The sequence below is a fragment of the Streptomyces sp. B21-083 genome (assembly GCF_036898825.1).
In the GTDB taxonomy this organism is placed as follows: domain Bacteria; phylum Actinomycetota; class Actinomycetes; order Streptomycetales; family Streptomycetaceae; genus Streptomyces.
In genome coordinates this window covers 3,621,205-3,634,849 of sequence record NZ_JARUND010000001.1, presented here as the reverse complement: position 1 = coordinate 3,634,849, position 13,645 = coordinate 3,621,205, and the positions used below count along the sequence as shown (strand labels likewise).

Sequence of the window (13,645 nt, the reverse complement as noted above, 5' to 3'; positions counted from 1 at the left end):
CCTGGCCAACCCGCCGCTGTCTGTGGTGTATTCGGCGCGGGCAGTGCGAGCAGAACCAAAAGGCCAGGGGGATGGCATTGGGTTACTGGGGCTACTTGATCGTGGGCAGGAGCGCGCGGCCGCTCGCCGAGACCGACGCGCTGCGTGCGGTGCGCGACGGGCTGACCTCGCGCGAACGGCGCGACGACGGCTGGCAGGTGTGGGAGTACCCGAGCGGCGGCGCCGACATCGGCAGCATGAACACCCTCGCCCTGGAGACCGGCGCGCCCGCGCTCTTCGGGTACGTCATGGACAGCCACTGCGTGGTGCTGGAGGCGGCGGCGCCCGAGAGCGGGGCGTGGACCACCTGTCTGGCGCGCGACGCCATGGCCGGATACCTGGGCGCCGGGCAGGGCGACGACGGGGAGAACGGGTCGGATGAATCGGACGAGGGGCTCACGCTCACCCTCGACGACTACTTCCTCGAACCCGGCGACGCGGCCGAACGCGCGGTCGACTGGGCGGCCGAGGCCGGCCACACCGTGAACGCCGGGCCGCTTCTGGACGTACTGACTTCGGAACCCGACCCGTTGGCCGAAAACCTGTTCTTCAGGTTCCTCGACCGGCTCGGCGTTCTGCCTCTGTGACGCTCCGGGTACGTTGCACGCAGTAGGGGAGAGTACGGGCTCCGTAAGGGATGGCGCCCTGGGAGGGGATGCCTGCATGAGCCTGGTGGAACTGATCGCCGATGCCGACGAGCGTGCCCTGACAGCCGGCGGACTGGCTTGTTTGGATCGGTGCGTGTCCCTCCTGGGAGGGGACGACGAGATCCTGCGCCCCCTGTGGGCCGGCCTTGCCGACGGCAGCGACGCGGAGGACTGGGCGACCCGTCTGGAACAGGCCCGCGCCAAGCTCGACACCGACGGCGGACCGGACGCCCCAGCCCCCGCCCCCGCGCTCTCCCCCGAGGGTGAGGCCGCCCTCCTCGCCCGGTGGATGCTCGCCGCCGCCCCCGCCGTCCGGTCCGCGGCCGGAGTGCGCGAATGGGCCGACGCCTGCTCCGTCGCCGCCCTCCGCATCCACCAACTCCTGGACGCCTCCGCCGCTTCCGCCGCCTCCGCCACCGGTCCGTCCTCGGTCGAGTCCTACCGCGCGGGCGCCACGGAGGGCATGTCGCCCCTCGTGGCGGCCGAACTGCGGCGGCAGATCACCGTCCTGGAACTGCTCGCCGGGCACGGTTCCGGCGGACTGCGGCAGGCGCTGGCGGTGTCGACGGAGGGGCGGCGCGTGCTGCGCGCGGTGGTGTCGCGACGGGCACGGGGACGGGCGTGACCCTCAAAGGAGGGTGAGCCCTGTGGCTTTCCTGTGGTCGTCCTGGGGTGGACGTGGGGCGGTCCCGCGCTGATCCCCGTCAGCCGCCGGAATCGGGTGACACCGATCGCCACCTGCGCGCTTTCCTGGACTGTGACCGCACACCGAGCAGCACACCGAGCACCAGCCCGCCCGCAGGCCGCCGCCAAACCCGTGCGCTGGGCCGCCGACACCGTCGCGACGATGCGCGAGGGCGCGCGGCTGCGCCTCGACTACTCGACCCAGAGCCTGTGGCGCGTCGACCGGATGATCGAGGAACTCCGCCGCGAGCAGACGCCGTACGCCGCCGTGGAGTCGGTGCTGCGCGGCTTCGGGGCGTACGCGGGCGAGGTGATCGTGCGCCGGACCGAGGGCGGCGCGGAGTGGCTGGAGGCGGACGGCGGGCACTGGATCCGCACGGCCGACGGACGGTTGTGGGACCCCGCCGACGAAGCCCGCCGCTGTTTCGCCGGCCACGGTTCGCTGCGACTGCTGTGCCGGGACGCCACGGCGATCTGAACCCCGTCGAGCAGTGACGTTTCCGTGCCGGGCGACGCAGATGCCCATGGGGACGGGGAGTCGAACCCGCACTCGCACTCGATACGCCGTTACGGACGAGGACAGCGCTTGGGTCAGGGACGACGGGAACCCCGCCGTGTACAGCTGTACGACGAGCAGTTGGGCGACGCGGTCGCGCGGGCCCAGGACGGGGACGAGGCCGCCTTCGCGGTCGCGTACCGGCTGGTCCAGCCCGGACTCCTCGGCTATCTGCGGGGGCTCGTCGGCGACGAGGCGGAGGACGTGGCGTCCGACACCTGGCTGGAGATCTCCCGCGACCTGGGCCGGTTCAGGGGTGACGGCCCCGGTTTCCGCGGCTGGACGGCGACCATCGCCCGCCACCGCGCCCTCGACCTGCTGCGCCGAAGACGGGTGAGGCCTCAGGGAACGGCGCTCGAACAGGACGTACTCGACCTGCCCGGCCCGCACAGCACCGCCGACCAGGCACTGGAGACCCTCTCCACGGAGTACGCCCTCGGGCTGATCGCCGGGCTCCCGCGCGACCAGGCCGAGGCGGTCCTGCTCCGCGTGGTCGTCGGCCTCGACGCCCCCGCCGCCGCCCGCGTCCTCGGCAAACGCCCCGGCGCGGTACGCACGGCGGCACACCGGGGACTGAAACGCCTCGCCCGGCAGCTGGGGGAACCGACATGAACGGCGACGACATGACCGGCAGCCGGAGGCGGGGCCGCCCGCGCCTGGCGGGACTGCTCGCCGCCGTCCTGCGCGAACGCTCCCGGGACGAGGACATCACCGGTGACGCGGAACGGAGGGCGGTCACCGCGTTTCTCGCGGCCCGGGACTCCGGCGCGCACAAGGTGACCCGCACCCGGCGCCGGGACGACTGGCGGTGACCGGGGCCGCCGTCGCGGAGACGGCCGGAGCCGCCACCCCCCACAGGAGAGGCCCCGGCCGTCGCGCGGCACGGGCCGCGCGGCGGCCCGTATCTCCTACAGCGCCGTGCGTGCTGTTTCTGTCACACCGTCACTCCGTCACGAGTCGGTTGCACGTTTGTACGGACATGGACGAGGAGCGCTTTCACGCCGTAACGTGCCTTTCGTTACAGGCTGCGACGTCGGGCACCCACGTCCACCGAGGCCTGGGACCGCGGCCATTCATGGAGAACCACGACGGCGAGAACCAGCTCCGCCAGAGCGGCGCCGGTTCAGGTGCAAAGAGGTGTGGTGCAGGGGGACGACGCGGAGCTGACCACCGCGGTGCTTGCGGCACAGGCTGGGGACGAGACCGCGTTCCGGACTGTGTACCGCGCGGTGCACCCACGGCTGCTCGGATACGTGCGGACGCTGGTCGGCGACCCCGACGCCGAGGACGTGACGTCCGAGGCCTGGCTGCAGATCGCCCGTGACCTGGACCGGTTCAGCGGGGACGCGGACCGGTTCCGGGGCTGGGCCGCGCGGATAGCCCGTAACCGTGCCCTGGACCACGTACGGATGCGCGGACGCCGCCCCGCCATAGGCGGCGACGAGACCGAGCTGTCCGGCCGGGCCGCCGACTCCGACACGGCGGGCGAGGCCATGGAGTCGCTGGCCACCGACAGCACCCTCTCCCTCATCGCCCGGTTGCCGCAGGACCAGGCCGAGGCCGTCGTCCTGCGGGTGGTCGTCGGCCTCGACGCCAAGACCGCCGCCGAGACCCTCGGCAAACGCCCCGGAGCCGTACGCACGGCGGCGCACCGCGGTCTGCGGCGGCTCGCGGAGTTGCTCGGGGAGGACCCGGACGCGACCGCCGCGCTCGACGCGCTGCCACCCCCACGGGAACCGCACGGACGTGCGGTGACGTCGGCCGGTGTGACGCATACGCGTTCGCGGACGCAGAAGGACATGTGATGGCCGACGACGACCGGTACAGGTGGCTGGACCGCGCTGCGGCGGAACGCCTGCTGAGCGGGGAGCCGCTGGAGGCTTCACTGACGTCCGCGGGCCCCGAGGCCCGCGACCGGGCGGAGCGGCTCGCCAAGACCCTGGGCGCGCTCTCCGTGGACCCCCCGCGGAGCGGCGCCGAACTCCCCGGCGAGGCCGCGGCGCTGGCCGCCTTCCGCAAGGCGCGCCCGGCCCCGGACCTCACCGCCGTCGCACCCGCGTCGGACATGGGATCCGACATGGGCCTCGTACGCGTAGGAGGGGCCGGGCGTTCCGGTGCCTCCCACCGGAGGGGCGTCCGCGCGGCCCGCTGGGGCCGCCCCCTGCGGCTGGGGCTCGGTGCCGCGCTGGCCGCCGGTATGGCCGGTTCGGTCGCGATGGCCGCCGGTGTCGGCGTCCTGCCGAACCCTTTCCGCGGCGACGAGCCCGGCCGCCCCACCGCCACCGTCTCGGCCGCCGAGTCGCGCGACCCCATGCTGGCCTCGCCGTCGCCGGACGGCACCCGGGGCAGAAGCGTCCCGTCCCTCAGACCCGGCGGCGCGCCCGGGGGTTCCTTCGGCAACGGTTCCCCGGAACCCGAGGAGAGCAGGAAGGGCCCGGCGGACGGGGGCCACGGGTCCCGCTCCGACATGGGCCTGCCCGGCGGCCGGCGGGGCGGACTCGCCTCGTCCTGCCGCGACATGCGCAGCGGCAAGAAGCTGGAGGCGGAGCGCAGCCGGGCCCTGGAGAAGGCGGCCAAGGGTGTCAAGAAGGTGCCGCAGTACTGCGAGACCGCCCTGAAGGACGATCCGGGCGTCCACTCGAACGCCGACACGGGAACGGGTACAGGCACCGGGTCGGGCAAGGGAGACACCGGCGCCGAGGGCGGCCAGAACGGCGCCGGTGACAACGGTGGCAAGGGGAACGGCGCCGGCGGCAACAGCAACGGCGGCGGCGGTGGAAACGGCCACGGCAATGGCAATGGCAACGGCGGCAGCCACGGCGGACGTGCCGCGACGAGGCCGACTCCCACACCGACGTCCTTCGCCGCGCGCGGATCGCACAGACCCCAGAACGACCCGGCCCCGGCCGCCGCCCCCTCGTACGGCGCCCTGCCGCTGCCGACGGCCACCTGACCACCCTCACTCCCGCCTTCTCGCGGGGCCGGGTGTGACACTTTCGGCGGCGTCGGCGCAGTAGACAGTGAGCCGACTGGTCATCGGTTCCTCGCACAGAGCCGGGGGTTCCCCCCGTACCTTCGGCTCGTGCACCTGGCGCGGGCGGGACACGTTCCCCCGGTCCCGTCCGCGCCCCGAACACCCCCTCGCCGCCGCAGGCTCACCAATAGATGACGACCTTGTCGCCGGTGCTCACCTCGGCGAAGATCGCGGCGATGGCCGTCTCGTCCCGGACGTTCACGCAGCCGTGCGAGGCGCCGCCGTAGCCGCGGGCCGCGAAGTCGGCGGAGTAGTGGACGGCCTGGCCGCCGCTGAAGAACATCGCGTAGGGCATCGGGGAGTCGTAGAGCGTCGACACGTGGTGCCGTGACTTCCAGTAGACGCTGAAGACGCCTTCCCTGGTCGGCGTGTACTGGCTGCCGAACCGCACGGCCACCGTCGACACGGTCCGGCCGTCGATCATCCAGCGCAGCGTCCGGCTCGACTTGCTGATGCACAGCACCCGGCCCCTGAGGCAGCGCGGGTCGGGATAGGCGGCCGGCTGCCCGCCGGTCAGATACAGCTCCCACTGTCCGGGTTCGTGTGTCATCCGCAGCAGCCGCTGCCAGGTGACGGTGTCGGTCCTCCCGGTGCGGGGCAGCCCGCGCTTGCCCTGGAAGCCCCTGACGGCGTTCTCCGTCAGGTCGTCGTACGACCCGGTCGGCCCGTCGTAGAGCCAGGCGACCTGGTGCAGCCGCGCCTGCAGCTCACGCACGTCCCGTCCGCTGTCCCCGCGCGACCAGAGGACGGGGGCGGGCGGTGCGGGAGCGGGCGCCTTCTTCGGCCTCGGAGCCGGGGTCGGTGCCGACCTCGGTGTGGCCGTGGCGCCGGGTTTGTCGTCGGCGGGCGGGTGCGAGACCTGCATGTGCACGGGCGACCGAGGGCTACCGCCCGGATCGGTGGTCCGCACCGTGCAGCCGCCCACGGCGAGAGCCGCGAGAACGACGAAAATCACCTTTCGCATGTCCGTAGTACGCAAGCCGGACCCCCCGAAGCTCAGCATCTGACCCCCATCCGTCCGTCCCGCCGATTCGATGCCTGCCGCACTTGCTCGGGGGACGGACTCCGCTGCGTTGTCGTGTACGGCGACTGGCAAGTTACGCGCCGCCGTCCACCATGACCCGCGAGTCGCAGCCGGGACTACCCGTCGAACCGGTGTACAGCCCCGACGCGCTGAGGGCTCGGGAGGACCGAGGGTGAGGTGTGCGCGGTTCCCGTGCCGTCGGATGGCTTCCGACCTGGGCGATTCCCTCTAAGGGGTGATCGAGGGCGGAAGAGGTACGCCCCCGGTTACTCTCGTGAAGAGTGACCCCTGAAAAGGAGGATGCCGTGGCCGTACTGCAACACGAGCTGACGTTGAGCGAAGCCGCCGACCAGCTTTCCCGTGCACTGCCTGGGCACCGCGTGGAGATTCTCCAGGGAAGGCTCACTGTGACACCGCCACCGGACGGCTCGCATGCGCTGTCGTTGACGAAACTGGGCAGGGAATTTGATCGGGCGGGCATCGTTGAGGCGGGCTGCGAGTACGTCCAAGGCGTGGGTCTTTGGTTGCCCGCGCTGCCCGAGGACTTCGCGATCCCTGACTTCTCGGTCGTCAACGAGGACTTCCGCGACGCCCACGTCACGAAGAACTACTACGCTCCGAACGTCTTCCGCCTGGTCGTCGAAGTGACCTCCTCGTCCAACTGGTCCGACGACCTCTACATCAAGGTCGAGTGCTACGCACAGGCCGGCATCCCCGCCTACCTCATCGCGGACCGCAAGCACGGCGAGGTGCTCCTCTACTCCGACCCGGTCGACGGCAAGTATCCAGACCCGCAGCGCTTCAAGCGGGGCCAGAGCGTCCCCGTTCCGGAGTCTGTCGGTGTTCACGTCGAACTCTCCGTGGACACCCTTCTTGACGGCTGACGGCCCTCTGCCGTGAAGAATCGCCCGCGCAGCCCCTTCCCGGCGAGCGCCGGTGGGGGTGCGACGTCGAGGAGCGGGCCCGGCGGATGGCAGACTTTCCCTTGTCGGCCGCGGCCGGCGCCGAGGTCTTCCAGGACTACGACCGACAGTTCGAGGAAGGGCTGGAGCTGGTGCTCGCAGGAATCGGGACGGCGTACGCGATGACGTACGGCAAGTCGTCGTGATGCGCTGGGAGTTCGGCCCGGTCCTCATCCATCGAGCACTGTCCGGTCCCGTTCGGGTTGACACGCGGCGCCGAATACCTCTTACTGTCGCGGAATCTGCAGCTGAGAGAGCCCAGGTGTGCGCGTGACCAATCGTCCCCCGATACTGTCCGTCATCGTCCCTTGTTACAACATCGAGACCTATGTCTCGGACACAGTGACGAGTCTCGTCAACAACGACCAGGACGACTTCGAGTTCATCTTCGTCGAGGACCGCTCGACGAAGGACAAGACCTACGAGGCGTTGCTGGAGCTGACGAAGCGGCTGAAGCACGGCAGGGTGATCCAGCACGAGCACAACGGCGGTCTGGCCACCGCCCGCAACACCGGCATCGACGCGGCCGAAGGCACCTACCTCACCTTCCTCGACGGTGACGACTGGCTGGCCCCGGGCTATCTGAAGGACCTCGTGGACGCCGTCCAGCGCCACGACGTCGACTTCGTCCGCACCGACCACGTCCAGGTCAACGGCATCGAGCGGGCCGTCCACCGGGCCCCCGAGGGCCGCCGGAACGTCCCGCTGGACCCGCGCACCTCGATCCTCCCGGTCGACGACACCACGATGGTCGACTACCCCTACGCCTGGGCCGGCGTCTACCACCGCCGCCTCCTCGACAAGGGCATGCTGCGCTTCCACGACGGTCTGAAGACCGCCGAGGACCGCCCCTGGATCTGGGACCTGCACCGCAGGGCCGAGTCCTACGCCGTCGCCAGCCTGCGCGGGGTCTTCTACCGCCGGGGAGTCACCACCTCTCTCACCCAGATCGGAGACGTCCGTCAGCTGGACTTCTTCCGGTCCTTCGACCTCGTACTCGCCGAACTGGCGAACGACCCCGAGGTCGGGCTGCTGCGCAAGAAGGCGCTGCGCAACTACTGCGTCGTCATCGCGCACCAGCTCCTCCAGCGCAGCCGGTTCGACCGGCCCACCGCCGCCAAGCTGCGGCAGATGAGCGCCGACGCCCTGAACAAGATGACCGAGGACGAGCTGCAGGCCGCCCTCATCGGGATGGGCGAGCAGCGTGTACACCTGCTGCGGCGCGTGCGCGGCGGTATGAAGGGAATCGCGGCATGATCCAGATCTTCTTCTCGGCGACGCAGTACGCCGCGGCGACCGTCACGGCCGCCATCCGAGCAGGGCTCTTCGGCCCGCGCGAGGACCACCGCCGCATCCTGGTCGTCAGCAACACGGCCGCCATCCCGGAGGTGGGCACCCCGCTCGACCGGATGTCCGGCTTCGAGAAGCTGCGGCCCGAGTTCGACGAGGTGCGCTCGTGGAACGAGTTCATCTCCCCGCACCACCCGGCCGGCTGGTCCCCGCGCGCGCAGGACGCGATCATGTGGGAGAAGGCCGTACGCCTGGCCTGGGACCTCGGTGACGAGCCCGTGGAGATCGCCTGCGAGTCGATCCAGGCGAACCCCTCCCGCGCGGTCGCCGAGATCTTCGCCGACAGCCCGATCCATGTGTACGCGGACGGCCTGATGAGCTACGGCCCCACTCGCAACCGCGTCCCGCACGGCATGAGCAGCCGCATCGCGCGGGTGCTGCACCTCGACCTCATACCGGGCCTTCGGCCCCTGCTGCTCGCCGAGTACGGCGTGGAGCCGGTGCCGATCCCCAACGAGCCGATCGTCGGCGTGCTCAACGAGATCGGGGAGCAGGGCGTCGACATCCTGGCCGCCCGTATCCCGGCCGAGAACCGTCCGACGGCCGTGCTCCTCGGCCAGTACCTGTCCGCCATCAACCTCATCACCCAGGAGGAAGAGGAGGAGCTGCACGTCCGGATGCTCCGGGCCGCCGCGAAGGCCGGTCACACGGCCGTCCTGTTCAAGCCGCATCCGAGCGCCCCGGCCGCGTACTCCACGTCCCTGCAGAGCGCCGCCACGGAACTCGGCGTGCATCTGAGCGTGCTGAACGAACCGGTGCTCGCCGAGACGGTGTTCGCGTATCTGAAGCCGCAGCTCGTCATCGGCTGCTTCTCCACCGCGCTGATGACCGCCGCGACCTTCTACGGCATCCCGGTCGCCCGGGTCGGCACGGACTCGCTCCTCGACGCCATCACGCCGTACGAGAACAGCAACCGCATCCCGCTCACCATCATCGACGCGGCCCTGCCCGACGCCGAACGCGATCTCGCGTCCGCCATCGGCACCCCGTCCGACGACCCCGGGCTCGTCGAGCGGCTGTCGCCGCTGGTGAAGGCGGTCGGGTACTGCATGCAGTCCCGTAAGCACCCGCAGCTGCGCGACGAGGTCGCCGCCTGGCTGTCGGTCCATCTGTCGGAGAACGCGCACTACTTCAAGCGCCGTCGCCTGACCAGCCTCCGCCTCCCCGGCGGCAGCACGGTCCGCGCGGAGACGCTGCGGCGCAACCCGACGGTCCGCAAGGTCGTGAAGAGGATCAGGGCCGCACAGTCCTGACGGGTACAGGCAGATGAGAGGGCCCGGAGTCGGATTCCGACTCCGGGCCCTCTCACGTCACCGCGTTCACATCGGCGGGACCGCTACCGAAGCTTCAGCTTCTCGCCCAGCTGCTTCGACTGCAGCGTCATCGTCCGCTTCAGTCGGGAGCCGAACGGCTTCTCGATGAACCTGTGCATCAGATAGGCCAGCGTCAGCAGGCTCGCCACCGACGCGAGGATCGTCAGGTAGGGGTCGAGGCCCCAACCGCGGTGCAGGACGCGGATGAAGAACCAGCCCAGGTGCTCGTGGATCAGGTAGAAGGGGTACGTCAGCGCGCCCGCGAGTGTCAGCCAGTTCCAGTTCGCCCAGCTCGTCCAGCCCAGTGCCACCACCGCGACGGACACGAAGGCGAGCAGCACGATCAGCTGGATGACGTACGGGCTGCGGACGAAGTCGCCCTGCGCGCCCGGGTGCCACAGTGCCGTCACCGCGTAGCGCTGGCCCAGCAGGTACGACATGCCGACGATTCCCCACAGGAGCAGGTCGCTGCCGTAACGGTGGATCAGGTAGAGGGCCAGGCCGCCGATGAAGAAGGGGGCGTGGTCGCGGAAGGTGAGTTCGGAGATCAGCGGGTTGTCCGCGACCCGGGCGAAGGCGCCGGCCAGCGTCCACAGGATGCAGAAGGTCACCACACGGCGGTAGGTGACGCCCTTCCAGACCACGAACAGCGCGAACAGCACGTAGAACTTGAGCTCCACCCACAGCGTCCAGCACACGCCCAGGACGCGCGGCACGCCCAGCGGCTGCTGCATCATCGTGAGGTTGACCAGGAACTCGTCGCCGCGCACATGGTGCACGACCACCGGCATCAGGAACGAGGCGGCGGTGACCATGACGATCGCCACCCAGTACGCCGGGTAGAGACGGGCGATACGCGAGCGGAAGAAGTCGCCCAGCGTCTTGCCCCAGCTGCTCATGCAGATGACGAAGCCACTGATGACGAAGAAGAACTGCACTCCGAGGCTGCCGTAGGTGGCGAACCGGGACAGGGTCGGGAACATCACACCGGGCGACTGGTGCCAGGACTCGGCGACCTGGCCGTTCTTGCCGGCGAAGTGGTACATGCAGACCATCAGCGCGGCCACCAGCCGCAGCCCGTCCAGCGCCTTCAGCCGGCTGACCGGGCGACGGGGCTTGGCACCCTCGGCGGCGGGCGGGACGGCCGGTTCGGCACTCCCGGACCGCGGACCCGGCGGCGGGGCCGGGAGCGGGGGGGCCATGGTCTGGTCGGCCGCGGTCATCGAGTGGCCTTTCGCAGCGGGAACTCGGAAAGAGGAGAAGCTGACTCGTCGACGGTAGCCACGAGAGTCAGGGGCAACCCAAAGAGGTAGCACACAACTCTCACGGATGAACAACCGGTCAGCTCATTGACGTCTGACGGACACGGATGGATGCACGCGGACGCCAACGCGCCGCCACCCGTCCGTATACGAACCGGGAGACGACGCGTTTGGCAGATTAAATCTTCGCAGTGCCCCTTGTCACCGCTTCACCGTGTCAGCGCTTCACCGCTTCACCGTTTTGCTCAACGCCCGGGCCCGGCGCGCGATCCGGCGCACGGTCGCGTTGCGCGGGATGAACGACAGCTGGGACGGGAGGGCTCCGGGCAGTGCCAGCGAGGTCAGCCGGCGGCGCTTGAAGTAGCGCCAGGTCTGCTCGGTGAGGTGCTTGGAGAGGTAGCTCTCCGCCTCCGGGCGCAGCCGGGGATAGATCCGGGGCTGCATGCAGAAGCCGATCGCCTTGATCAGCCCGGCCAGGTTCTTGCCGACCTGCTTGTCCGACGGCATCGACCACTTCTTGACGGCCTTGGCGTCCGCGAGGTCCGGCAGCAGCATGTCCACGATGGTCAGGGGCACGCGGTTGCTGTTCTGGTACGGCGCGATCTTCTCCAGCACGGTGTCCGTGCCGACCCGGGCGACCGGGATGCCGTACAGACCGGCCGCCGTGAACAGGCCGGTCGAGAAGCAGCCGACGACCAGCGCGGGGCGCAGCCGCTGGAAGAGGACCTCGGCGAGCACGGGCCGGTCCAGGACGGTGAGTTCGGCGCCGAGCTTCTTCGCCTCCGTCTCCAGGGACCGCGACCAGGCCGTGGGCGCGGTCGGGTGCGGCTTGAAGACGAGCGAGAGGTGCCCGGCCTTCACCGCGCCGCGCACCATGCGCAGATGCAGTTCCTCCTCCTCGTGCGGGGTGAGGATGCCGAGCGCGGAGAGGTACTGGCCGAGGAGCAGCGCGGGCTGTCCCTTCGGGGGAGTCGCCCAGGTCTCCGTCTCGTCCCCGGCCTCGGCGAGTTCGCCGAGCACCTTCAGGAACGCCTCGGACGGCACGAGTTCGGCGGGCACACCGAACTCGGTGAGCAGCAGCGGGGTGAGGCCCGGGACGAGGTCGAGGTGGAGCAGGCGCCCGATACGGGTCCCGACCAGCGCGTCGATCTTGTCGCGCGTGGGGCCGTAACTTATGAGGCCGTCCGCGTAGACGTCCACGGGCGCGCCGGTGAACAACTGGCACAGCGCGAGGGCCGGGTTGACCTGCACGGACTCGACGGCCAGCTCGATGTTGTCGTCACCGAGGTTCCACAGCAGCCGCAGATGCCGCTCCCACAGCGGGACGTCGTCGGCGCGCGGGCCCCAGCCGCTGGGGTGGAACGGGGCGATCGTCTCGTTCCAGGACAGGACCTCGTCGAACCGCCCGCTCACCCGGTCGAAGCCGGACATCGCGTCGACCCCGGGGGTGATCTCGGGGTTGGCGGCGTTGTTGGTGATCAGCAGCAGCCGTCGGTCGGCCGGCCCGAAGAGGCCGGCGTCGAGGGCGGCGGCCAGCGTCGCGGCGCCGTAGAGCGTCGACGCGCAGAAGATCTGAGTGGTGCGGGCCTGAGTGGTACGGGTCCGCGCGGGGCGGGTCTTGTCGCTGCCGGACATCAGACGGACACCGTCCCGGCGGACGCGGAGACGGGCCTGCGCCGTACCTTCCGCAGCCGGTTGGCCCGCTGGACGTCCATCGAGTCGATGGCCTCCGCGAGTACGTCCTGCGGCATCCGCTTCAGCGCGGCGGCGCTCAGCGAGCGCAGTTTTCGGGCCACGGCCGGTTCGAACCTCTCGATCGCTCCGAGATGATGAGCCATGATCGCGCAGTAGGTGCGCACTGCTTTCGGCAGCAGCCTATCCGCCTCGGGGTCCCGGGCCGTCTCCTCGATGACCTGGTCGAAGGCCCGGATGAAGTCGAGTTGGCGAACATCACCGATTTGGGTGAGCGAGGAGGCGACCCCACGCCGGTAGAAGACCCCGAGCAGCCCCACCGCGGCGAACGACTCCGCCTCCCGGTGCAGCTTCCAGATCCACGGCCGGTCCTCCGCCGTACGCAGCCCGTCGGTGAAGTGCAGGATGCCGCGGTCGACGAGCCGGCGGTGGTAGATGCCCGCCCAGGCGTAGGCGTAGTCGACGGAGGTGGTGCGGTCGGTGGGCAGGATCGCGTCCCGCGGCGACATCACGACCCCGCGCCTGCCGTGCGGGACCCGATGGATCGCGCGCGCCCGACCGGTGCACTGGACATGGTCCGTACGAACGAAATCGCAGCCCAACTCCTCAATAGCGGCGAGAAGTTGGGGGAAATAGTCGGGAGCGAGCCAGTCGTCGCCGTCGAGGAACGTGAGGTATTCGCCACGCGCTTTGTCGATACCGGTGTTGCGGGCGGTGGCCAGGCCTCCGTTCTTCTCGTGGCTGACCAGCACGGCGCCCGGCAGCTCGCGCTCTGCGCGCGCGAGGATGTCCGGAGTCTCGTCGCTCGAACAGTCGTCGACGAGGATGAACTCGAAGTCCTCACGCGCGTTGGCACGCAGGCTCTTCAGAGTGTCGGGCGCGTATTGCTGCACGTTGTAGAACGGCACGATGACGGAGAGCTTGACCACGAGTCCGAGGTTAGAGCCTCTCCGGTGGTCTCACTTTACCCGGGGTTTGATGTCGGGTGAACTACATGTGTCCGACCGGTGAATCAAGGGGGTTTCTGCACGTATGGCGTCTTGATTCAAGTCGACGCGGCCCTTTGTTAACCCTTTGTTGCC

Annotated in this window: 14 protein-coding genes and 1 pseudogene; 11 read left to right on the top strand and 4 right to left on the bottom strand. The window is 70.1% G+C overall.

The features are described 5' to 3' along the window. Nucleotides 1-77: 77 nt before the first annotated feature. The 7 genes from QA861_RS16275 to QA861_RS16245 all read left to right on the top strand — a co-directional run bounded on the left by QA861_RS16275 (nucleotide 78) and on the right by QA861_RS16245 (nucleotide 4,879). On the top strand, nucleotides 78-626 hold the full coding sequence (locus QA861_RS16275) for a hypothetical protein (protein WP_334590585.1): 549 nt from the start codon (nucleotides 78-80) through the stop codon (nucleotides 624-626). Between the two features lie 76 nt (nucleotides 627-702). After that, nucleotides 703-1,311 carry a hypothetical protein gene (locus tag QA861_RS16270; RefSeq protein WP_334589038.1) on the top strand — a complete coding sequence of 203 codons (609 nt, stop codon included), beginning with the start codon at nucleotides 703-705 and terminating at the stop codon, nucleotides 1,309-1,311. A 132-nt stretch (nucleotides 1,312-1,443) separates the two neighbouring features. Beyond that, nucleotides 1,444-1,848 carry a hypothetical protein gene (locus tag QA861_RS16265; protein WP_334589036.1) on the top strand — a complete coding sequence of 135 codons (405 nt, stop codon included), beginning with the start codon at nucleotides 1,444-1,446 and terminating at the stop codon, nucleotides 1,846-1,848. Nucleotides 1,849-1,956: 108 nt separating this feature from the next. Further along, entirely contained in the window at nucleotides 1,957-2,538 is a 582-nt protein-coding gene (locus tag QA861_RS16260; protein ID WP_334589035.1) for an RNA polymerase sigma factor, read from the top strand. Next, nucleotides 2,535-2,738, top strand: coding sequence for a hypothetical protein (locus QA861_RS16255; RefSeq protein WP_334589034.1), 204 nt, complete (start codon nucleotides 2,535-2,537; stop codon nucleotides 2,736-2,738). Before QA861_RS16260 ends, QA861_RS16255 begins: the two co-directional genes overlap by 4 nt. Nucleotides 2,739-3,068: 330 nt before the next feature. Next, complete coding sequence (locus tag QA861_RS16250) at nucleotides 3,069-3,731, top strand: RNA polymerase sigma factor (protein WP_334590584.1); 663 nt, start codon at nucleotides 3,069-3,071, stop codon at nucleotides 3,729-3,731. Further along, entirely contained in the window at nucleotides 3,731-4,879 is a 1,149-nt protein-coding gene (locus QA861_RS16245; RefSeq protein ID WP_334589033.1) for a hypothetical protein, read from the top strand. Before QA861_RS16250 ends, QA861_RS16245 begins: the two co-directional genes overlap by 1 nt. Nucleotides 4,880-5,081: 202 nt before the next feature. Here QA861_RS16245 and QA861_RS16240 read toward each other — a convergent pair whose 3' ends face one another. Beyond that, nucleotides 5,082-5,924 (bottom strand): L,D-transpeptidase family protein, encoded by an 843-nt coding sequence (locus tag QA861_RS16240; RefSeq protein ID WP_334589032.1) that lies wholly within the window; start codon nucleotides 5,922-5,924, stop codon nucleotides 5,082-5,084. A 365-nt stretch (nucleotides 5,925-6,289) separates the two neighbouring features. Here QA861_RS16240 and QA861_RS16235 point away from each other — a divergent pair, with 365 nt between their 5' ends. The 4 genes and pseudogenes from QA861_RS16235 (at nucleotide 6,290) to QA861_RS16220 (ending at nucleotide 9,549) form a co-directional block, all read left to right on the top strand. Beyond that, the gene (locus QA861_RS16235; RefSeq protein WP_334589031.1) at nucleotides 6,290-6,868 is read left to right on the top strand and encodes a Uma2 family endonuclease; all 579 of its coding nucleotides are present in this window, start codon (nucleotides 6,290-6,292) and stop codon (nucleotides 6,866-6,868) included. 14 nt (nucleotides 6,869-6,882) lie between these two features. Beyond that, a pseudogene (locus QA861_RS16230) lies at nucleotides 6,883-7,092 on the top strand (TetR/AcrR family transcriptional regulator C-terminal domain-containing protein); the annotation flags it as partial. 124 nt (nucleotides 7,093-7,216) lie between these two features. After that, the gene (locus QA861_RS16225; protein WP_334589030.1) at nucleotides 7,217-8,203 is read left to right on the top strand and encodes a glycosyltransferase family 2 protein; all 987 of its coding nucleotides are present in this window, start codon (nucleotides 7,217-7,219) and stop codon (nucleotides 8,201-8,203) included. After that, complete coding sequence (locus QA861_RS16220) at nucleotides 8,200-9,549, top strand: polysialyltransferase family glycosyltransferase (RefSeq protein WP_334589029.1); 1,350 nt, start codon at nucleotides 8,200-8,202, stop codon at nucleotides 9,547-9,549. Before QA861_RS16225 ends, QA861_RS16220 begins: the two co-directional genes overlap by 4 nt. Before the next feature lie 83 nt (nucleotides 9,550-9,632). Here the strand turns inward: QA861_RS16220 and QA861_RS16215 are convergent, their stop codons facing one another. The 3 genes from QA861_RS16215 to QA861_RS16205 all read right to left on the bottom strand — a co-directional run bounded on the left by QA861_RS16215 (nucleotide 9,633) and on the right by QA861_RS16205 (nucleotide 13,492). Further along, complete coding sequence (locus QA861_RS16215; RefSeq protein WP_334589028.1) at nucleotides 9,633-10,832, bottom strand: acyltransferase family protein; 1,200 nt, start codon at nucleotides 10,830-10,832, stop codon at nucleotides 9,633-9,635. Nucleotides 10,833-11,096: 264 nt separating this feature from the next. Beyond that, nucleotides 11,097-12,506: a polysialyltransferase family glycosyltransferase gene (locus QA861_RS16210; RefSeq protein WP_334589027.1), complete on the bottom strand. Its 1,410-nt coding sequence runs from the start codon at nucleotides 12,504-12,506 to the stop codon at nucleotides 11,097-11,099. After that, nucleotides 12,506-13,492: a glycosyltransferase family 2 protein gene (locus QA861_RS16205; protein ID WP_334589026.1), complete on the bottom strand. Its 987-nt coding sequence runs from the start codon at nucleotides 13,490-13,492 to the stop codon at nucleotides 12,506-12,508. The genes QA861_RS16210 and QA861_RS16205 overlap by 1 nt, the downstream gene beginning before the upstream one ends. Nucleotides 13,493-13,645: the final 153 nt, after the last annotated feature.